Source organism: Pedobacter nototheniae, from assembly GCF_004335085.1.
Classification (GTDB): Bacteria; Bacteroidota; Bacteroidia; order Sphingobacteriales; family Sphingobacteriaceae; genus Pedobacter; species Pedobacter nototheniae.
Genome location: NZ_RQRS01000015.1, coordinates 103,894 through 125,040, shown reverse-complemented (window position 1 = coordinate 125,040; position 21,147 = coordinate 103,894). Strand labels below are relative to the sequence as shown.

Below are 21,147 nucleotides of genomic sequence, written 5' to 3'. Positions count from 1 at the left end.
GAATGAATTTTGAATGATTGAATTATAGAATGATAACGCTACGTTTAAAAACATTCATTCAAAATTCACTCATTCAATAAACTCAATCACATAAAAAACCTGAAGCATTTTTTTCACATCTTTGCTGCAATGAAATTACCCACCATAAAAGGTTTTGATGAAGCTGCATTTAACAAGTATTTAAAAAATACAGGTTGGTTAATGTTTGGAAAAATGCTAAGTCTTATTATAGGTTTAGTTGTTGCACGTTATCTGGGTCCATCTTCTTTTGGTGATTTAAACTTTGGCCTTGCCATTGTTACAATTCTGGCAGCTATTGGAGCCTTAGGACTTGATACCTTTATTATTCGTGAAATTATACAGGAGCCTGCAAAGCGAGATGAAATTTTGGGCACATCACTTTGGCTTAGAATTGTAACATATGCAGCTTTAATTCCAATTGCAATAGGTATTTACTGGATAAGCCACCAGCTATCGGGCAATCCCGGCAAACCTTTAACCCTAATGGTTGGTTTACTTGCCCTCGCCTATTTCTTTAAATCATTTAACGTAATAGATGCTTACTTTCAATCACAAGTTCAATCCAAATATGTAGTACATGTTCAAAACATTTGCCTCATAGTTTCTGCTATTTTAAAAATAACGGTAGTAACATTAGGGCTTCCACTTATATATATTGTTTTAACCTTCATTTTTGATGGCGTTAGTTTAGCCTTAGGGTTGGTAATCGTTTATCAAAAAAGAGGCTTAAATATTTTTAAATGGACCTACAACAAGAAAAGAGCTAAAGCTTTATTAAAGCAATCTTCGCCATTAATTTTATCAGCAGTTATGGTATCTATTTACATGAAAATAGATGTTATTATGTTAAAAAATGTAGGCAGTAAAGCGGTAGGTATTTATAGTGCCGCGGCAACCCTTAGCGAAGCTTGGTATTTTATTCCTGTAGCCATTGTAACTTCCGTATTTCCAGCTTTGGTAAACGCACGAAAAACAGATTATAACCGCTACATAAAACGGCTTGGCAATTTGTACGATTTACTTACGTTCATATGTTTACCTGTTGCTATATTTATAAGTTTTACTGCAAATTATATTATTCACATCTTGTATTCTAATAAATTTGAAGGAGCTGGCTCTATGTTGTCCATCCATATTTGGTCGGGCATTTTTGTTTTTTTAGGGAGTGCAAGCTCACAATACCTCATAGCAGAAGGTTATACCAAAATTTCTTTTTACAGAACGGCAGCTGGAGCAATAGTAAATATATTATTAAACTTGTGGCTTATCCCTCAATATGCAGGAATTGGAGCTTCAATTGCCACATTAATAGCATGTTTTGTTTCTACATTCTACCTTTTATTAATACCAAAAACCCGCCAGCAAGGTATAATGATGTTAAAATCATTATTTTTGGTCACAGCATTTCAAAAAATATTTAAACGTTGAGCAATCTTAAAGCATTAGCAAATTTAATAGCAAAGCCAGCAAGGCTTAAAGCACTACTATCATACGGGCATAAAGGTTATTTAAACAGCATAGGTTGGTTTACCGCCTTTGATAAAAAACAGGCCGTTGATGGTAACGGAAAGGCGTTGCCTTGGGTTACTTATTCATTTATCGATTTTATTAAAGAGAGAATTAATAAAACACAGCATATTTTCGAATATGGCTCTGGTAGCTCTACCTTATTTTATGCAGAAAGAGCTGCAACGGTAACCTCTGTAGAGCACGATAAAAACTGGTTCGAAAATGTAAAAAATACTAGTCCGGCAAATGCAGAAATGATTTTTTGTCAACTCGAAACCAATGGCGAATACGCTAAAAAGGCAACACTACTAAACAAGAAATTTGATATTATTATTGTTGACGGGCGTGATAGGGTAAACTGTTGCAAATACAGTGTTAATGCTTTATCGCCTACCGGAGTTTTGGTTTTAGATGATAGTGAACGTAAAGTTTATGATGCTGCCAGAACTTTTTTAAAAGAAAAAGGATTTAAAGAAATTAGCTTTAGCGGCATTTCTCCTGGTTTATTTTACGAAAAAGCAACCTCTGTTTTTTACAAGGCAGATAACTGTTTAGGAATATAATCTGCAATTAAAACATCACATGCTAAGCGAAGAAGTAAAAACAGCCTACGATAATTTTTATACGCAGAGCGATGTAGCCTGGCGCATGCTTGGCGCTAAGTATAAGGCTCAAAATATTATTGATGTTTGTAAAAGTATCAAACCCAAAAAAGTATTAGAAGTTGGTGCTGGCGATGGTAGCATACTCCATTTTTTAAATGAATGGAATTTTGCCCCCGAAATTTATGCTCTTGAAATTGCTCAAAGTGGAGTAGATATAATTTTAGAACGTAAATTAAGCCACCTTAAAGAAGCTAAAACATTTGATGGATATAAAATTCCATATGATGATGATAGTTTTGACTTGGTGATATTAGCACATGTTTTAGAACACGTAGAGCACGAAAGGATTTTACTGCGTGAGCTTAAGCGGGTTGCTAAATATGTTGTGGTGGAGGTGCCTAAAGATTACCGTTTTGGTGTAGATAAGCGCATGAAACACTTTTTAGATTATGGGCACATTAATATGTATACGCCAACATCTTTAAGGTTTTTATTGCAAAGCGAAGGTTTAGAAATTATTGAAGATAAAGTTTCTATGACGGCTACTGAAACGGTTAAGTTTAATGAGTTTATAAACAGAAAGGCACCAAAAACATTTAGCAAAAACTTAAAAATCGAACTCGAATATCGAATTAAAAAGTTTATTGGCAACTTACTCGGGCAAAAGAAAAAAGAACAGTTTGCAAACGCTTATACTGTTTTAACTAAAAAATCAGATCATAACCTGCATATCTTTTAAACCATGCAAAACCTTGCTCCCATAGCACTTTTCGTTTACAATAGGCCGCAGCATACATCGCGTACAATAAAATTTTTGCAGCAAAATGAATTAGCGACAGATAGTCGATTATATATTTTTTCTGATGGTGCAAAAAGCGAAAAAGACGATCAAAAAGTTGCCGAAGTAAGGGCAATCATCAATGCAATTGATGGCTTTAAATCTGTTAAAATTATAGAACGCAAGGAAAACGCTGGTTTAGCAAATTCAGTTATTGCTGGCGTATCTCAGTTGATTAAAGATTATGGGCAAGTAATTGTTTTGGAGGATGACTTGGTTACTTCGCCACACACCTTAACCTATTTTAATGATGCTTTAAATCGATACCGTAACGAAGAAAAAGTAATGCATATTGGTGCTTACATGTATCCGTTACAACAAAACCTACCACAAACCTTTTTTTACCGTGCAGCTACAAGCTGGGGCTGGGCCACCTGGGAAAGGGCATGGAAAAATTTTGAACCTAATATTGACACCCTCATCAACCAGTTTGATGCTAAAAAAAGAAATGCATTTTCTATCGACAAAACCATGAATTTTTGGAAGCAGATGCAAGAGTTTAAAGCTGGCAAAAATAATAGCTGGGCCATTAGGTGGTATGCATCCATTTTTTTAAAAGGCGGCTTAACACTCAATCCCTCACAATCGCTAGTAAACAATATTGGGCATGATGGTACGGGTGTTCACTCCGGTATAAACGATATTTACAACGTAATTATTAACCCTAAACCAATTTCTCAGTTTCCTGATGTAATTGCCGAGAATGCAGAAGCCTACCAAGCCATAAAAGGCTTTCTAACTAATCGTAAGGGAAGTTTATGGGATCGGGTTAAACGCTTTTTGACAGAAAAGCTGAATAAAATGCCAATTATTTAATTGTTATAATCTATATCTTAGGAATTCCAATCTATAACCAGATGAAGATTCTAACCTTTTTACTGCTCATCATCAGCAGCGTATTTTGTTTTGCTCAAAAAGCACCTAAACCTTATGGTGCAGTACCTACTAAAAGACAGCTTGCCTGGCACGATATAGAAGTTTATGGTTTAATTCATTTTACACCTACTACATTCGAAAATAAAGAATGGGGCTTTGGTGATGCTGATCCAAAAACCTTTAATCCCACAGATTTTAATGCAGAGCAGATTATTAAAGCCGCAAAAGCTGGAGGCTTAAAAGCTGTTATTCTGGTATCAAAGCATCATGATGGCTTCGCCCTTTGGCCAACAAAAACAACAGCCTACAACATATCTAAAAGTCCTTTCAGAAATGGAAAAGGCGATATGGTTAAAGAAGTGGAGCAGGCTGCACGCAAAAACGGATTGAAATTTGGTGTGTATTGCTCTCCTTGGGATAGAAATAATGCTCTGTATGCCACTGAAAAATATTTAGCAATTTACCAGGCACAGTTAAAGGAATTATATAGCAACTATGGCAAACTTTTTATGAGCTGGCATGATGGTGCAAATGGAGGCGATGGTTATTATGGTGGTGCTAAAGAGAAAAGATCTATAGATAATACGGTTTATTACGACTGGAAAAATACTTGGGCTATTACTAGAAAAATGCAGCCTATGGCAAGTATTTTTAGTGATATTGGTCCTGATGTACGCTGGGTTGGTAGCGAAGATGGTACCGCAGCAGAAAATAGTTGGGCAACTTTTACACCGCTTCCACCAGAAGGTAAAAATGTAGCCGTACCTGGGCAAGCAAACTATCCGCAAAGCCCAACAGGCATTAGAAATGGCAAATTCTGGATGCCTGCAGAATGTGATGTTCCTTTAAGAAAAGGATGGTTTTATCACGCTAGCGAGAAACCCAAAAGTCCCGAAACTCTTTTTGATTTATACCTAAAAAGTGTTGGGCATGGTGCCGGTTTAGATTTAGGTTTAGCACCAGATACTCGCGGTAAACTGCATGATGATGATGTGGCAGCTTTAGCGGGTTTTGGTAATATGATTAAACATACTTTTGCCAATAACCTTGCAAAAGGCGCAATTGTTAAAGCTAGCAACACCCGTGGGAAAAATTTTGGCACGGCTAAACTTATCGATAATAATAAGCTAACCTATTGGGCAACTATAGATCAGGTTCATACAGCAAGTTTAGAGCTTGATTTAAAGATGCCTAAAACTTTTGATATTATTAGTTTACAGGAATATATTCCTTTGGGCCAAAGAATTGAAGATTTTAATGTAGAGGTTTTTGAAAATGGGACTTGGAAAAAAGTTTATGAAGGACAAACAGTTGGTGCGAAAAAATTAATTAAACTTGAAACTGCAGTAACAGCCAACAAAGTTAGAGTAAACATTACCAAATCTCCAGTTTGCATAACCTTAAGTGAATTTGGAATTTATAAAACGACAAAATAAGTTAATAGTAATCTTTGGGTACCTTTTTGTTAAGAAAAAGGTACGAAGCCCGTCTGGCAAGACAATGCTTTCCGCTGCCGCGGGGGCTTCTATTCTTTTTGACAACAAAAAGAACCAAAAATTGTCGGCTCGCAATTTTTCTGTTTAAGGCAGTGGGTGGGATTAGATTGTGCTTCCCGAATAATTGACCATGCCGATTTAAAGCTTAACTAAAAAACAGTGGTTTGGATTTATTGGAGTGTAAGCAATCGCTAAACTAACTTTAATTAAAATTACTACCCCTTTCCGATTACGCCCAGGCATAGCAGCATTTCGCAGAATAGCTCATTAGAATTCTTGTACTTACATCCGTTATACGAATAACCAAAGGAATATGCAGCGAGGGTTGGGATTGTGTGTTGGGCTAAGCCTCATATTACTGCTTTAAAAATTATAATGTTGCTATCCAAGAAAGGGTGCAAGCCTTGACTTTTGGGTATCTTTTTGTTAAGAAAAAGGTACGAAGCCCGTCTGGCAAGACAAACCTTTGTTCCGCTGCCGCGGAGGCTTCTATTCTTTTTGACAACAAAAAGAACCAAAAATTGTCGGCTCGCAATTTTTCTGTTTAAGGCAATGGGTAGGCTTGGGTAGTGCTTCCCGAATAATTGACCATGCCGATTTAGAGCTTAACTAAAAAACAGTGGTTTGGATTTGTTGGGATGATAAGCAATCGCTAAACTAACTTTAATTAAAATCACTATCCTTCCCGATTACACCCAGGCATAGCAGCATTTCGCAGAATAGCTCATTATAATTCTTGTACTTGCTTACGTTTTACGAATAACCCAAGGAATATGCAGCGGGCGCAGGATTGTGTTTTGGGCTAAGCCTCATATTACTGCTGTCTGAATTATAATGCTGCTATGCAAGAAAGGAATGCCAGCCTTGACTTTTGGGTACCTTTTTGTTAAGAAAAAGGTACAAAGCCCGTCTGGCAAGACAAACCTTTATTCCGCTGCCGCGGTGGCCTTATTCTATTTGACAACAAAAAGAACCAAAAATTGTCGGCTCGCAATTTTTCTGTTTAAGGCAGTGGGTGGGATTAGATTGTGCTTCCCGAATAATTGACCATGCCGATTTAAAGCTTAACTAAAAAACAGTGGTTTGGACTTATTGGGAGTATAGGCGATCGCTAAACTAACTTTAAATTATATTACTGAATTATCAGATTACGCCCAGGCATAGCAGCATTTCGCAGAATAGCTCATTATAATTCTTGTACTTGCTTACGTTTTACGAATAACCCAAGGAATATGCAGCGAGGGTTGGGATTGTGTGTCGGGCTAAGCCTCATATTACTGCTTTAAAAATTATAATGGTGCTATGTAAGAAAGGGTGCAAGCCTTGACTTTTGGGTACCTTTTTGTTAAGAAAAAGGTACAAAGCCCCTCTGGCAAGACAAACCTTTATTCCGCTGCCGCGGTGGCCTTATTCTTTTTGACAACAAAAAGAACCAAAAATTGTCGGCTCGCAATTTTTCTGTTTAAGGCAGTGGGTGGGATTAGATTGTGCTTCCCGAATAATTGACCATGCCGATTGAAAGCTTAACTAAAAAACAGTGGTTTGGACTTGTTGGAGTGTAAGCAATCGCTAAACTAACTTTAATTAAAATTACTACCCCTTTCCGATTACGCCCAGGCATAGCAGCATTTCGTAGAATAGCTCATTATAATTCTTGTACTTACATCCGTTATACGAATAACCAAAGGAATATGCAGCGAGGGTTGGGATTGTGTGTTGGGCTAAGCCTCATATTACTGCTTTAAGAATTATAATGGTGCTATGTAAGAAAGGGTGCCAGCCTTGACTTTTGGGTACCTTTTTGTTAAGAAAAAGGTACGAAGCCCGTCTGGCAAGACAATGCTTTCCGCTGCCGCGTGGGCTTTATTCTTTTTGACAACAAAAAGAACCAAAAATTGTCGGCTCGCAATTTTTCTGTTTAAGGCAGTGGGTGGGCTTACGCAGTGCTTCCCGAATAATTGACCATGCCGATTGGAAGCTTAACTAAAAAACAGTGGTTTGGATTTGTTAGTGTGTAAGCAATCGCTAAACTAACCTTTATGATTGTACAAACTTGTTAAGAAAAGGCACGAAGCAATCTTAGTAACCTCGGTAAAAGATTTAAGAGTCTTCCGCTTTTCTGAACTCCCTAAAGCCATAATAATAGTGAGAAACGCCTAGTTAAACGCGTGGATTGTGCCCCTAAAAGCTTACGGCATTTTATCCAAAGTATCACTCAGTTTATAACATTGAATAACAACATCTCTAATTCCTGCTGATGTTGCCTTGCTATATTTAATAATACTATCCCCCTTTACATCCCGATACATTAACATAGAAGCTTTAAAACATTTGCGTGCAATTTCAGTCTTCTGTGCCCTATCATAAGCATCTTTCGGCTTTAAGGTAAGCACCTGCATTTGTTTAGTAATTTCTATATTCTTTTTAGCCGCCTCAATGCCTTCTGATTTAATGAGCACAAGCTTATCATCTTTACTTTGTGATACTTTAATCCTCATTAAGTTATTAAATCCCAATAAATTATTATTGAAATCATTTTTCAATTCATAAAATTTTTCAGTTTCATACTTTGGACTATAGTGTAAAACCATGCCAGATAATAGTACAAACAAGATTGTGCAAACTGCATATCTGGAAAACGGCTTAAATCTAATAGTGTTACTTGGTTTAAAAGTTAAAATATAGCACAATGCAAACCCAGAAATAAAACCACCGATATGAGCAGCATTATCTACCCTTTTACCTATTGCACCATTTATTAAGACATAAATTACCACACACATGGTACTAATTAATAAAGATTGTCTTGCGTGTTTTTCGTAAAAATTATTAATTAGCAAAGCGATAAATGCACCATACAAGCCCATTACAGAGCCTGATGCACCAAGCATAATACCCATTTGATGGAACGATAGACTGAGCAAACCACCGCAAGCGCCACTTAATAAATAAATAAAAAGGAATTTTTTCCATCCTAATTTATTCTCAATCATTAATCCTAAATAAATTAAAGCATACATATTAAAAAATATGTGCCATGCAGAACCATGAATAAATTGACAGGTAAATAATCGCCAATATTGCCCTTCTAAAACCAGATTTCGGTTATTTACACCGAAGTTTAGAATCAGTTGTTCAAACTCTTTCGTAAAATCAACATCTCCGGAATTTCCATGACCTGAAAATAAAATAGCCGCATAAACTGCTGAAATGGCAAACATCAAGGCATAATAAAAAACGTTAAGTAGCAAAATAATTGGCGTTGCAGTATATCCCTTTTGAGGCAAAAAGAGATACAACACGTTTTTAATTTTATTTTTTGTTGCTAAAGGTGCTTTTTCAAAATAGCCATCATCCTGATTTAAAATCAGCTCATGAAACGCAATTAGTTTTTCCTCCCAAATACCTTGTAGATGATATTGTACATATTCAAACTCATGAAAGAACCTATCAAGATTGGAATCGTTTTTTCCATAATCGTTAAGTAAAAGCTGAATACCCACGCACTCGCTTTTTACAACAGCAAAATTATTTAAAATTCTTATCGAGATTTCTTCACTAAAAGATTGAAAAGAAATTGGTGTATAGGCAATCAGTCCTGTTTCGGAAATATGACTCAGTTTCCAACCCAAATTTTCAATTACCTGTTGAGCTATAATTAAATAACGATCGGCAGGATAATCAGCCAAAGGAATATATTTTTCAATTTTTGGCGAGTAACCCCAACAAATAGACATAGAGCGTTAAATTTTCTTAGCCTCTAATATAATATAAGGAGATAAACTTTTACTCTCGAATGGAATAATTTTGGTAAAAATTTTTCCCGTTAACCAAACAGCCTTTTTAAATAAACGAACTGCCCCACTTTTCTCTTGTTCGTTTTCTAACCAAACACTAAACCTACCAAAATAACAAACTTTAATTTCCTTCAAACCTGCTTTTTCACAAATAGAAACAAGCAAAGCAGGATTCATACTGTTAATGTTATGTTTATCGTAATTTTCTTTATCAAAATTTCTTTGGAACCAGCCATTTACTGCTTTAAAGTTTGGCAACGTAATAAATAAAGTGCCGCCAGGTTTTACAAAAGCAATATGGCGATTTATAATATCAGCGGTATCATTAAAATGTTCTATTAAACCACAACTTAAAACCAAATCATATTGTTGCGCAGGCTCGTAGTTAAATAAATCTGTTTCAATAACAGTAATATCCTTTTCGGTTAGATTGTTTTTTTCCAAAAGTTCTTTTACAACTGGTGGGTGCACAAAATAATCTAATAAGGTAACATCAAGCTTTAAATATTTTTTTAAAAAGACGGCGTAATATCCAGGAAAACCGCCTAACTCTATAGCAGTTTTAATATTATTTTTACTAACCAAAGCCGCAAGCTGGCTATGAAACAAGTAATTAGCTGGTAATTGAACCGCTAATCCTTTTTTACTTTCCCAATAATTTACCCAAAAAGCCCTGTCAGTTAATAAATTTGTCATGTTGCAAAATAATTCAAAGCCCAAAGAAACACAAAGAATAAGAGATTTGATATTTTTACGTTTAATTATTTTTATATCTTGTAATCGCAACCACAATAGCTGGGTTAAACAATAAAATGTATTTTTGATCGATTTGAAAGTAGTACACTTAAACACTTATGATGGAAACGGGGGCGCTGGCAGGGCTTGCTTAAGGCTAAGCGATGCGCTTAAAGCCTCTGGTGTGGAATCTAAAGTGTTGGTTTACTACAAATTTGGTCAAAATCCCAAAATCGATACCTTTAGTAAAAGTCCAATTGCCAAGGCAAAGGCTGTTTACAATATTTTAGCTGAGCGTTATTTTTCCAAATGGCTTAGTAAATCCGTTAAAACACCCTTTAGCTTACAATGGTTTGGGCGTTCTGTAATTAAACATCCCGATGTTAAAAATGCAGATGTAATTCATCTTCATTGGGTTAATCATGGTTTTTTAACGCCGAAATTCCTTGCCGAAATTGATGAACTGGAGAAACCTGTTGTTTGGACATTTCATGATAGTAACGCCTTTACCGGAGGTTGCCACGTACGTTATGGCTGCGAAAACTTCCATCATCAATGCGGCAATTGTCCGATATTAAAAATAAGTGGCAATAACGATATTTCACACAAAACATGGGTAAGGAAACAAAAAGCATATACCGAACTTAATTTCCACGTAGTTGCACCAAGTAAATGGATGGCAGCATCAGTTAAGTTTAGTAGTTTACTTGGCACCAGAAAAAGCTCTGTAATTCCAAATACTATCGAAACAAATATTTTTAAACCTTATGTTAAAGCTGAGGCTAAGAAAATATTAAAGATAAACCCCGATAAATTTGTATTGATGAGCGGTTTTATGCCTTCAAAAAATGATAAACATAAGGGTACACCTTACTTAATTGAAGCTTTAGAAATTTTATCCCGTAGGCCAGGCATAAAAAAAGAGAATATAGAACTTGTTATTTTTGGTAATAAGGAGAATGCAGAAATGCCAACCTTTCCCTTTAAAACTACCTTTTTAGGCACCATCAATAAAGATGACCATTTGGCGAAATGCTACTCTGCGGCTGATGCTTTTATAACGCCATCATTAGAAGATAATCTTCCAAATACAGTAATGGAAAGCTTGGCATGTGCTACACCCGTAATTGCGTTTACAACAGGCGGAATACCCGATATGGTGCAACATTTGCAGAATGGATATTTAGCTGAATATAAAAATGCCGAAGACTTGGCTAATGGTATTGAATGGCTTTACCATGAGGATGAAAAAGAGGAAATTCAAAAGGAAGCGCGAAGAACTATTTTGGAGCATTTCTCTGAAAAGGTAGTGGCAGAGCAGCACATAAATCTTTATAAAGCATTGATAGATTTACAACCAAAATAGCTTTTAACTTATTTATTGACTTTTGTTGCAAAGCAGAATTAACTACCAAAATTTACACGCTCTCCCAAGATTCTGTTTATAAAGTTTCATTTTATTTATTGCGAATAAAAAAATCAACCAATGTTTATTAAATTTACTGCAATCCAAAACAAATTCCCTTGCCCAAATTAACCGTTATTACCATAGTGTATAATAATGCCCGCGATATTGAGCGGACAATTAAATCTGTATTAAACCAAACCTACAAAAAGATAGAGTACATTGTTATTGATGGGGCATCTACCGATGGTACACTGGAAATTATTCAAAAATATACGGCGCAGATCTCTAAAATTGTTTCCGAACCGGATAAGGGGATTTATGATGCCATGAATAAAGGATTGGCATTAGCCACTGGCGATTATGTTTTATTTATGAACTCGGGTGATGAAATTTATGATGACACCACCGTTGAAGAAGTATTTGATACCGAAGCTGGGGCTGATATTTATTATGGCGAAACAGAAATGTTTAATGATAACTGGGAAAGCTTAGGCCGCCGCAGACACGAAGCACCGGAAAATTTTGATTGGACAAGCTTTAAGTTTGGAATGAATATTAGCCATCAGGCAATTTACATTCGTCGTAGTATTTTGGTTCCTTACGATTTAAAATACAAGTATAGCGCCGATATTGATTGGATTATTAAAGCAGCCAAAAAAGCATCTAGCATAGTTAACGTACATCGTTATGTAGCCAAATATTTGGTTGGCGGTATGAGCAAGAAAAAACATCGCGAAAGTCTTAAAGAACGTTTTTCCATCTTTACCAAATACTATGGTCTTATACCCAATATTTTTAACCACATTATTATTGCCGGTAACTTGGCCTTTTATTTTTTAAAACATCGTAGAACGAACGATTAACTACATTTCGTAATTATAAGGTTAAACTGAATTAATAATGACATGATATTTTTGTGACATATCTACAAAAATATGCTCCAGCAAATCAAAAAACATCAGTTATATTTTAGCCTGATTGCAGCAACTTTATTTATTTTTTTTATAATAAGTTTATTATTCAGTAAAACGGAAAGTTTTATTTTTTTAAATGGTTTTCATTGTACATGGCTCAATAATTTTTTTTCAATTTATACATTCCTCGGTGATGGTTTAATATTTTTAGCTGTTACACTTCTATTTATCTTCCTTAAAAAGAAGAAAAAGGCAGCAACATTGCTCTTAGGTTATTTAACCTCCGGATTTATTGCGCAAGCTTTGAAAAGGATATTTTATTTTCCTAGACCAAAAGTTTATTTTGAAAGCACTGCATTTCAGTATAAATATTTTTTACCTGGCATTACTTTACATGGCTCAAACTCATTTCCTTCTGGTCATACTACTTCGGCATTTTGCCTTGCAACCATATTAATACTCGTTTTTAAAAAACATAAAATTTGTATTCCTTGCTTTATTATTGCGGTTATGGTGGGTTATTCTCGCATATATCTGGCCCAGCACTTTTTGCAAGATGTTGTATTGGGCGCTTTTTTAGGTGTACTGTTTGGCTTACTAAGCTATTATTTCGTTTATGACCAAAAAATACTAAAACCGACTAAGAAATTCTTCAGAAATAAAAAGCAACAAACGGTATCGCTCATCGAGAGATAAGCTTCATTATCTATAATTTTAAAACAATATTTTATTACAACTGTCTATAATATAATCACCTATTAAAAATTATATTATGGCACAATTAAGTAATCGAAATATTGCAGTACTCTCAGAAAGTGGATTTGAAGAAGTAGAATTAACAGAACCTGTAAAAAGATTAAAGGAAGAAGGCGCTACAGTTCACATCATTTCATCTAAAAGTGGTAAAATAAAAGCATGGGCACACGATCATTGGTCTATTGAGGTTGATGTTGATAAAACCATTACAGAAGCCAACGCTGACGATTATTCGGGCTTGGTACTGCCTGGCGGAGTAATTAACCCGGATCAACTTAGGGTAAATGAAGAGGCAATTTCTTTTGTAAAAGCATTTTTTGCCGCCGGAAAGCCTGTCGCAGCCATCTGCCACGGACCACAAACTTTAATTAATGCCGATGTTGTAAAAGGCAGAAAAATGACTTCTGTTAAAAACATATCGCAAGATTTAATCAATGCAGGTGCAAATTGGGTAGATGAAGAGGTTGTTGTAGACCAAGGTTTAGTAACAAGCCGTACCCCTGAGGATTTGCCTGCATTTAACGATAAAATTGTTGAGGAATTTGCAGAAGGCGTACATGAAGGGCAGCACGCCTAAGCGTTTTGGACGCTCTTTCTAGATTCACTCAGAAACGGTTGGCTTAGGTCAGCCGTTTTTTTTGCTGTATACTACAACTTAACCTGCCGAATAATATTTTTAATATTCAGTTCTATAATGTCCGTCATGGTGTTGCATTTCAAATAATGTGCATCCTTAAAATATTCAGACATACCTTGTTTCAATGAAGCAATATTTTCTGGGGTTGTTAATTCTTCTTTATTTGATACATCTCTCAAATCGGTTAATCGGTGGCGCTCACTCCTAACCCGATGTACAATAGAAGATCTTTCTTCTTGCTGATATTGCAAAACAGTTTTCTCGGTTAACTGCTCCATACTCATTTTAACATAGGGTAAGTTTTCCTTAAAAAACTGAGGCAAGTAAACTTTAAGATTTCCTTCATAAAACTGCTGATCGAAATCTATGGCACGAATTCTAAATTGTATATCATCAAAATCGGGCGTTATCTGTACCACGAAATTGTAGGCCCTCATATCGCCTAAAAGCATAATTAAGCAACGCTCATTAAATTTTACAAACTCTTTAGCAATTCTTGTAGGATTGAATTCCGGCGTATACAATTGGCCCTTTGTAAATACATCACCCGGAATCCCTGCAATATGTTCTTCTACTAAAGTATCGCCATCTACTAAATAATTAACCTGATTGGGCGACAATATTTCCTCCATTTCAAGACCGTAAATTCTGGAAGCATCAGCCTTTTTAATGTAGAAATAGTCGTAAACATCATTAAGCCTATTTACAATTCTAATTCGAAAAGGATGCGTATTGCCAAAAGTGCAATATTCTATTTTATCTATGTATTTATGTTGTACAATACGAAGATTTCCTGATGCCTTTAAGTTTGCATAAACTTCTTTTAAACCGTTGTGCAGGTTCTCGATTAAATCCTGTGCATAAATTGGCCCTTCCCAAAGTGAGTCTTTCCCATTCTTATCCATTAAAGGAAAAGCCTCGTTAAACTGCATTAAATCGCTATAAGAAATTGGTAATTTAGCTTCACGCTGGTAACTGCGCAAATATTTCTGCAAAGCAGGTGTAACCGGAAAAATCGGTTTCTTTTTCGAAATTTTTACATCATTGTTTTCCATGCAGAAGCAATGTACTATTTTAAATATTTAACCGCAAAAAGGAATAAAACGTTTCCAATAAATCTCTTGGCGATTTTTACTTAGTTATATGGATAACTAAAAGGTAAGCCAGCAAGATACCGGCTGATTTTACGGTATGGGTAATTACCAGCGCCATGTGCTGCAAACTGAACAATTATGGTATTGGTTTTCGGATCAACATATAATCGTTGCCCCAACATGCCTTCGGCTGCATAATCGACTTTTTCTCCTTGTTGTGGAATCCACCATAAATAATGATGTGCAGATTTTTGCCAGCCCTTAGCAGATGCAGGTTTTTCTGTACCAATGCTAACCGATGCATTTACCCAACTAGCAGGAACAACCTGTGTTTGATTGTACTTTCCCCTGTTTAAATAGAGCTTACCAAGTTTAGCAAAATCAATAGCTGTAACCTGGAAGCGACTTGCCGTATTGGCTAAACCACCTTTACGATCCAAGCCCCAACTTGCATTATATTCAGCACCTATTTTCCTCCAGGTGTTTTCTTCAAAATATTGCGTTACAGTTTTCCCTGTCGCCTTTTCTAAAACCCAACCCAATAAAATAGGATCTATACTTTTATACACCCAAACCGTACCTGGCTTATTTATAAGCTTCACGTTCATCAGTTCTGCCTTCATATTATCAGTGTAATAATATTTAGCCTCATCCGATAAGAAAGCTTTAATAACACCACCTAAAGCGTCATTAAATTCTAAACCGGATTTCATATCAAGCAAGTTCTTTAAAGTGATGTGATTAAAAGCAGGATTAGATTTTAATTCGGGAATATAAAATGTAACGTTATCATTTAAACTTTTAATTTTCCCTTCGGCAATTGCTTGCCCAATCATGATCGAAATCATACTTTTGGCACCCGAAAATATACTCGTAAGTGTACTGTCAGTATAATTATTTGCATATCTTTCATACAAAACGCTATCATTTCTAATCACTATAAAAGCGTTGATCTGCCCAGCTTTTATGTATTCCTTTAGCGTAACGGATTGTTTATTTCCATCCAAAACATGCAGGGTATCTAAATCATTTCGCTGTTTTCCCGAACGGATAAAATGGAACGCTGAATCGCTTTTGTGAACAATAGCCTGAGGAAAAATTTTATATGTATCAGCCCTTGGAGTTCTGTATTGTAGAACACGAATTAAATATGGATGCCTAATAAATAATATCGTTACTAATAACAGGATTAACACGAAAAAAGTTAGGATGATTCTTTTAAAGATCTTCATTAAATATAATTAAAGCGCTTAAAATTAGGCCTGTTTTAAGTATTCATTAGAGATAATACCGAACGATTGCTTTGGTTTATGTTTCCAACGGCGATGGCTCCACAACCAGAATGGTGGAGATTGCTGAATGTTTTTCTCTAAAATTCGGGTGTGTAATTCCGTTATTTCAAATTCAGCAGTCTTAGCTGGCTCCAGGCAAAGCTGAATACAATCTACCTCGTAATAACCTCTTTTCACAACATTTACCTTTAAATAAAATATAGGTTGGTTTGTTTTTTTCGCTATCTTCTCTATTCCCAATTGGATAGATGCTGGTTGATTTAAAAAGGTTGTCCAGTAGTGTAAATCATTTACTGTTGGCGATTGATCATTGCCAAAACTAAAAACGCTGGCTTCGTTTTGGGTTTCCCTTACAGCTCGTAACGTTTGACGCATAGAAACCATACGATTGCCAAAACGACTACGTACTTTTTCAAACCATTTATCAAAAGTTGCGTTGGTAAGCGGCTTATAAATTGGATAATGATTTACAGGTAAAGAAAGACCAAGGGCCAAAGTTCCCCATTCCCAGTTACCGTAATGTGCGGAGCAGATTAGAACACCTTTTTTTTGCTCAAAATATTCATTTAGTTGTTCTAAACCATTAAACTTATATCGTTTTTGCAATTCGGCTTTTGAAATAGATGGCATTTTAACAACCTCTAAAATTAGGTTGGCGAGGTATTTATAGTATTGCCTCTCTATATTTACAATTTCGCTTAAAGCCTTTTCGGGAAAAGATTTCTGTAAATTTTCTCTAACTATTTTTTTCCTGTAACTAAACACACGATAGAGCAGTACATATACAACATCAGCTATAATGTACAAAACCGACAAAGGAAGTAGGGATAATATTGATAAAAAAAATATTCCCAGGTGGGAAAAGCCCTTTTTAACCATACTATAGTTGATAAGCAACAAATTTAAAATCTTGGACAAAAACTTATGCCACAACAATGTTAGATTTTAAATTTCAATCTTTGTCGCTATCAGGCTACAGTATCCATCAGGTTTTCATTACCTTCTTTAACTTTTGGCAATTTTACTTCTGGTTTGTATTTCCATCTTCTGTGGCTCCATAACCAATATGCAGGTTGTTCTACGATCATTTCTTCGAGAAAGCGGGTTTGCATTTCGGTAATTTCAAACTCAGCTGTTTCTGCTGGGTTTAAGCAAATAGGCACGCAATCAACCTCATAATAACCCCTTTTTTTGTAGCTTATTTTTAAGTAGAAAACTGGTCTATTAGTTTTTTTAGCAATCTTTTCAATCCCTAACTGAATAGAGGTTTCCTGGTTTAAAAAGGTTGTCCAATAGTTAGATTCATCTTTTGATGGCGCTTGATCACTACCAAAAGTAAAAATACTTGCCGCATTTTTATTGGCTTGTACAGCTCTTAAAGTTTGGCGCATAGCCACCATTTTATTACCAAACTTACTTCTCATTTTAATAAACCAATTATCAAAAGATTCACTGCTAAGCGGTTTGTAAATCGGAAAGTGATCACCAGAAAATGTTAGTCCAATGGCCATGCAAACCCATTCGTAATTGCCATAATGAGCTGAGCAAAAAAGAACGCTTTCGTTGTTTTGTAAATAAGCTTCAACCAAATCGGCATTTTTAAACTTTACCCGTTTGTTTAATTCTTTACGAGAAATGCTTTTCATTCTTAAAATTTCAACGATAAGAGAAGCAAGATACTTAAAATATGTTTTTTCAATTTCGTTAATTTCTGCTGTGCTTTTATTGGGGAATGAGTTGATTAAATTCTCTCTTACAACTTTTCTCCGATAACCGAAAACATAGTAGATCAACACGTAAAATACATCGGCAATTACGTATAATATAGATAGCGGTAATAGAGATAAAAGCGTTAACAAAAATATTCCCAAGTGGGAAAAGTTTTTCTTAATCATGGGACGTGATTATAAATATGCAGCAAAAGTAGATTGATGATATAAATTAATTGCCATCAAATTGTTAGATTATTATTCTTATAGGTTTTATGAAATATTACTGACGAAAGCCTAATCAACGGATTGGTTTCTAGCCATTTTCAAACACAAATTTATAAAAACACAACCTAGCTAAGATTTTATCTTCCATAATTAGTAGTTTTCTTTTTAAATGCTGCAGCTTTAGAAACAACCATTAATATCTCTCGATTTTTTCCTCAAAAAATATGGAACAAAAAAATCCCGCTTCGAATAAACGAAACGGGATTATAATATTTATAGATAAGTTTTAAACTTATGTGATTAAGCGAACTATCTACCGTTATTTTTACGTTGTTGTTCTGTTAAGAAGATTTTACGTAAACGCATGCTTTGCGGTGTAACCTCGATATACTCATCAGCCTGGATGTACTCCATTGCTTCTTCTAAAGAGAATTTAATTGCAGGAGCAATACGTGCGTTATCATCTGTACCAGAAGCACGCATGTTGGTTAATGCTTTTCCTTTTACAATGTTAATTACTAAATCGTTATCGCGAATGTGTTCTCCTAAAATTTGACCTTCGTAAATATCAGCTCCCGGATCAACAAAGAAACGACCTCTATCTTGTAATTTATCAATAGAATAAGCGGTTGTCATACCTTTATCCATAGAGATTAAAACACCATTTAAACGACCAGGGATTACACCTTTCCAAGGCTCGTAAGCTTTGAAACGGTGAGCCATAATTGCTTCACCAGCAGTAGCAGTTAATACGTTGTTACGCAAACCGATAATACCACGAGATGGGATTTCGAATTCTAAGTGTTGTAAATCGCCTTTTGGCTCCATAATTAACAACTCACCTTTACGTTGAGTTACCAATTCGATTACTTTACCAGCTACATCACCAGGTACATCAACGATTAAAGTTTCAATTGGCTCATGTTTTTTACCATCGATTTCTTTAACAATAACCTGTGGCTGTCCAACTTGTAACTCATAACCTTCACGACGCATCGTTTCGATTAATACTGATAAATGGAGAATACCACGACCATAAACCAACCATGAATCTGCGCCTTGAGTTTCAACAACTTTCAATGCTAAGTTTTTCTCCATTTCCTTCATCAAACGATCTTTGATACGTTGAGAAGTAACCAATTTACCTTCTTTACCAAAGAAAGGTGAGTTATTAATGGTGAACAACATGTTCATTGTTGGCTCATCAATGCTGATTACTGGTAATTGTTCTGGTGCTTCGAAATCAGCAATCGTATCGCCAATATCAAAACCATCAATACCCACAACCGCACAAATATCACCTGAACTTACTTCTGTAGTACGGATTTTTCCTAAACCTTCGAAAGTATAAAGTTCTTTTACTCTTGATTTAACGATTTTGCCATCGCGTTTAATTAAAGTAACTGGTTGGTTTTCTTTAATTGAACCACGGTGAACACGACCGATTGCAATACGACCTACGAAAGAAGAATAATCTAACGAAGTAATTTGCATTTGTAAAGTACCATCGTTAATTGGAGCTGGCGGAATGTTTGCCACAACAGCATCTAATAAAGCGAAAATATCTGTAGTTGGTTTTTGCCAGTCAGTACTCATCCATCCTTGTTTAGATGAACCATAAATAACCGGGAAGTCTAATTGTTCTTCAGTAGCCTCAAGGTTAAAGAACAATTCGAAAATTTGCTCGTAAACTTCTTCAGGGCGACAGTTTTCTTTATCTACTTTGTTTACAACCACAATTGGTTTTAAACCTAATGCCAGAGCTTTTTGCGTTACGAAACGTGTTTGAGGCATTGCACCTTCAAAAGCATCGCAAAGTAAAAGTACACCATCTGCCATTTTTAATACACGCTCTACCTCACCGCCAAAATCCGCGTGACCAGGAGTATCAATGATGTTAATTTTTACATCTTTATATTGTACTGATACATTTTTAGATACGATAGTGATACCACGTTCACGCTCTAAATCGTTGTTATCCAATATCAACTCTCCTTTTTGTTCGTTATCACGAAAAACAGAACAAGAGTGTAAAATTTTATCAACCAATGTGGTTTTACCGTGGTCAACGTGTGCTATAATAGCTATATTTCTAATCTTTTGCATAAAATGCGCCTATAAATTTGGCGCAAAGATAGTGTTTAAAAATGGCTTTTCCACTATACACCCCACTATTTAATGCTATGATAATGTTGCAATTATCTCATTTTTAATCAGAAAAGCAACCTGCATCTTTTTTAGTGCTTTATCACTCATTTCAGAAAAGATCTGCTTCAAAAGAAAACATAATGATTAAATTGGCAAGGCAAAGCAAAATGAAAATAGAAACACATATCATAAATAACAGAAGAATTGCAGAGGTAATTGCTGATGACTTGATTATTAAAACTACTGATGATGGGCTGGATTTATTAGGCAATTTATATTATCAGGATTTTGATAAAATCATTGTCTACCAACAAAATATTACGCCTGATTTCTTTGATCTGAAAAATGGAATAGCTGGAGAAATTCTTCAGAAATTTTCAAACTACCGGGTACGTCTGGCTATTGTTGGCAATTTTGATCAGTACGGGAGCAAAAGCATTAAAGATTTTATTTTCGAAAGCAACAAGGGCAAACACATCAACTTTTTAAATTCGACAGCCGAGGCCTTGAAAATACTTTCCAGCTGAAAATAATCTTACCCTTGTTTTAATCCAATGATTTATGCGTTTAGCCAATCCTCATAAGAAACAACGCCTAAATCTGGCTTGGCATCCCCTTCCAAGATGGCAATAAACTCCAAGGCGTGCCCATCCGGATCATTAAAATAAATGGCTAATGCTGGCATCCATGCAAAAACCATTGGCTTATCATTTCCGTCTTTTAAAAAGTTATAAGGGCTTAAATGATTCGATTTGAGAAAATCAATCGATTTGTTGAGAATATCTTCAACATCGCAGCGAAATGCAAAATGCCTGATATCTATCTCATCTTTTGGTTTTTCCCAAAGTCCAAGCATCGCTTCTTTAGGCTTTCCAATCCAGAAAAATGCAATTCGGCGTTCTTCCTCATAGTAACATTGGGTTAAGCCCAAAACGTTTTTATAAAAGTCGATTGATCTTTCTAAATCTTCGACATATAGGTGGGTTTCATATAGTCCTTTTATCATTTTGTGAATGTAGAAATAAGCTGGCGCATGAAAAAATCATGTTTTTCGATGCGCGTATCAATAAAAATTATAATCATT

The 21,147-nt window shown here is 35.4% G+C and carries 18 protein-coding genes; 10 read left to right on the top strand and 8 right to left on the bottom strand.

Annotated elements, in window-relative coordinates; all coding sequences use genetic code 11:
• Nucleotides 1-129: 129 nt before the first annotated feature.
• Genes EHC72_RS14320 through EHC72_RS14300 form a run of 5 tightly spaced genes read left to right on the top strand, consistent with a single transcriptional unit; the run spans nt 130 to nt 5,285 of the window.
• Nucleotides 130-1,449, top strand: a complete 1,320-nt coding sequence (locus tag EHC72_RS14320; RefSeq protein ID WP_131538395.1) for a flippase — start codon at nt 130-132, stop codon at nt 1,447-1,449.
• A complete protein-coding gene (locus EHC72_RS14315) occupies nt 1,446-2,093 on the top strand; it encodes a class I SAM-dependent methyltransferase (protein ID WP_131538394.1) in 648 nt (215 codons plus the stop codon). Before EHC72_RS14320 ends, EHC72_RS14315 begins: the two co-directional genes overlap by 4 nt.
• 19 nt (nt 2,094-2,112) lie before the next feature.
• A complete protein-coding gene (locus EHC72_RS14310) occupies nt 2,113-2,874 on the top strand; it encodes a class I SAM-dependent methyltransferase (RefSeq protein ID WP_131538393.1) in 762 nt (253 codons plus the stop codon).
• Nucleotides 2,875-2,877: 3 nt separating this feature from the next.
• Nucleotides 2,878-3,789, top strand: coding sequence for a glycosyltransferase (locus tag EHC72_RS14305; protein ID WP_131538392.1), 912 nt, complete (start codon nt 2,878-2,880; stop codon nt 3,787-3,789).
• 41 nt (nt 3,790-3,830) lie between these two features.
• Nucleotides 3,831-5,285: an alpha-L-fucosidase gene (locus EHC72_RS14300; RefSeq protein ID WP_131538391.1), complete on the top strand. Its 1,455-nt coding sequence runs from the start codon at nt 3,831-3,833 to the stop codon at nt 5,283-5,285.
• A 2,249-nt stretch (nt 5,286-7,534) separates the two neighbouring features.
• Here the strand turns inward: EHC72_RS14300 and EHC72_RS14295 are convergent.
• Nucleotides 7,535-9,082 (bottom strand): rhomboid family intramembrane serine protease, encoded by a 1,548-nt coding sequence (locus EHC72_RS14295; RefSeq protein WP_131538390.1) that lies wholly within the window; start codon nt 9,080-9,082, stop codon nt 7,535-7,537.
• 6 nt (nt 9,083-9,088) lie between these two features.
• Nucleotides 9,089-9,838 carry a methyltransferase domain-containing protein gene (locus tag EHC72_RS14290; protein ID WP_131538389.1) on the bottom strand — a complete coding sequence of 250 codons (750 nt, stop codon included), beginning with the start codon at nt 9,836-9,838 and terminating at the stop codon, nt 9,089-9,091.
• A 124-nt stretch (nt 9,839-9,962) separates the two neighbouring features.
• Between EHC72_RS14290 and EHC72_RS14285 the strand changes: the two genes are divergently transcribed.
• The 4 genes from EHC72_RS14285 (at nt 9,963) to EHC72_RS14270 (ending at nt 13,532) form a co-directional block, all read left to right on the top strand.
• Nucleotides 9,963-11,243, top strand: coding sequence for a glycosyltransferase family 4 protein (locus EHC72_RS14285; protein ID WP_131538388.1), 1,281 nt, complete (start codon nt 9,963-9,965; stop codon nt 11,241-11,243).
• A gap of 158 nt (nt 11,244-11,401) precedes the next feature.
• Nucleotides 11,402-12,148 (top strand): glycosyltransferase family 2 protein, encoded by a 747-nt coding sequence (locus tag EHC72_RS14280; protein WP_131538387.1) that lies wholly within the window; start codon nt 11,402-11,404, stop codon nt 12,146-12,148.
• 72 nt (nt 12,149-12,220) lie between these two features.
• A complete protein-coding gene (locus EHC72_RS14275; RefSeq protein ID WP_131538386.1) occupies nt 12,221-12,895 on the top strand; it encodes a phosphatase PAP2 family protein in 675 nt (224 codons plus the stop codon).
• A gap of 76 nt (nt 12,896-12,971) precedes the next feature.
• Nucleotides 12,972-13,532 carry a type 1 glutamine amidotransferase domain-containing protein gene (locus EHC72_RS14270; protein ID WP_131538385.1) on the top strand — a complete coding sequence of 187 codons (561 nt, stop codon included), beginning with the start codon at nt 12,972-12,974 and terminating at the stop codon, nt 13,530-13,532.
• Nucleotides 13,533-13,603: 71 nt separating this feature from the next.
• Here EHC72_RS14270 and EHC72_RS14265 read toward each other — a convergent pair whose 3' ends face one another.
• From EHC72_RS14265 to typA, 5 genes are all read right to left on the bottom strand, one after another.
• A complete protein-coding gene (locus tag EHC72_RS14265; protein ID WP_131538384.1) occupies nt 13,604-14,647 on the bottom strand; it encodes a hypothetical protein in 1,044 nt (347 codons plus the stop codon).
• A gap of 80 nt (nt 14,648-14,727) precedes the next feature.
• A complete protein-coding gene (locus EHC72_RS14260; protein ID WP_131538383.1) occupies nt 14,728-15,918 on the bottom strand; it encodes a serine hydrolase domain-containing protein in 1,191 nt (396 codons plus the stop codon).
• Between the two features lie 24 nt (nt 15,919-15,942).
• The gene (locus EHC72_RS14255) at nt 15,943-16,857 is read right to left on the bottom strand and encodes a lysophospholipid acyltransferase family protein (protein WP_131538382.1); all 915 of its coding nucleotides are present in this window, start codon (nt 16,855-16,857) and stop codon (nt 15,943-15,945) included.
• Between the two features lie 89 nt (nt 16,858-16,946).
• Nucleotides 16,947-17,873 carry a lysophospholipid acyltransferase family protein gene (locus EHC72_RS14250; RefSeq protein ID WP_131538381.1) on the bottom strand — a complete coding sequence of 309 codons (927 nt, stop codon included), beginning with the start codon at nt 17,871-17,873 and terminating at the stop codon, nt 16,947-16,949.
• 351 nt (nt 17,874-18,224) lie between these two features.
• Nucleotides 18,225-20,021 (bottom strand): translational GTPase TypA, encoded by a 1,797-nt coding sequence (gene typA, locus EHC72_RS14245; protein WP_131538380.1) that lies wholly within the window; start codon nt 20,019-20,021, stop codon nt 18,225-18,227.
• Nucleotides 20,022-20,230: 209 nt separating this feature from the next.
• Between typA and EHC72_RS14240 the strand changes: the two genes are divergently transcribed.
• Nucleotides 20,231-20,590 carry a DUF4180 domain-containing protein gene (locus EHC72_RS14240; protein WP_131538379.1) on the top strand — a complete coding sequence of 120 codons (360 nt, stop codon included), beginning with the start codon at nt 20,231-20,233 and terminating at the stop codon, nt 20,588-20,590.
• A gap of 32 nt (nt 20,591-20,622) precedes the next feature.
• Here EHC72_RS14240 and EHC72_RS14235 read toward each other — a convergent pair whose 3' ends face one another.
• Nucleotides 20,623-21,069, bottom strand: coding sequence for a VOC family protein (locus EHC72_RS14235; protein WP_131538378.1), 447 nt, complete (start codon nt 21,067-21,069; stop codon nt 20,623-20,625).
• Nucleotides 21,070-21,147: the final 78 nt, after the last annotated feature.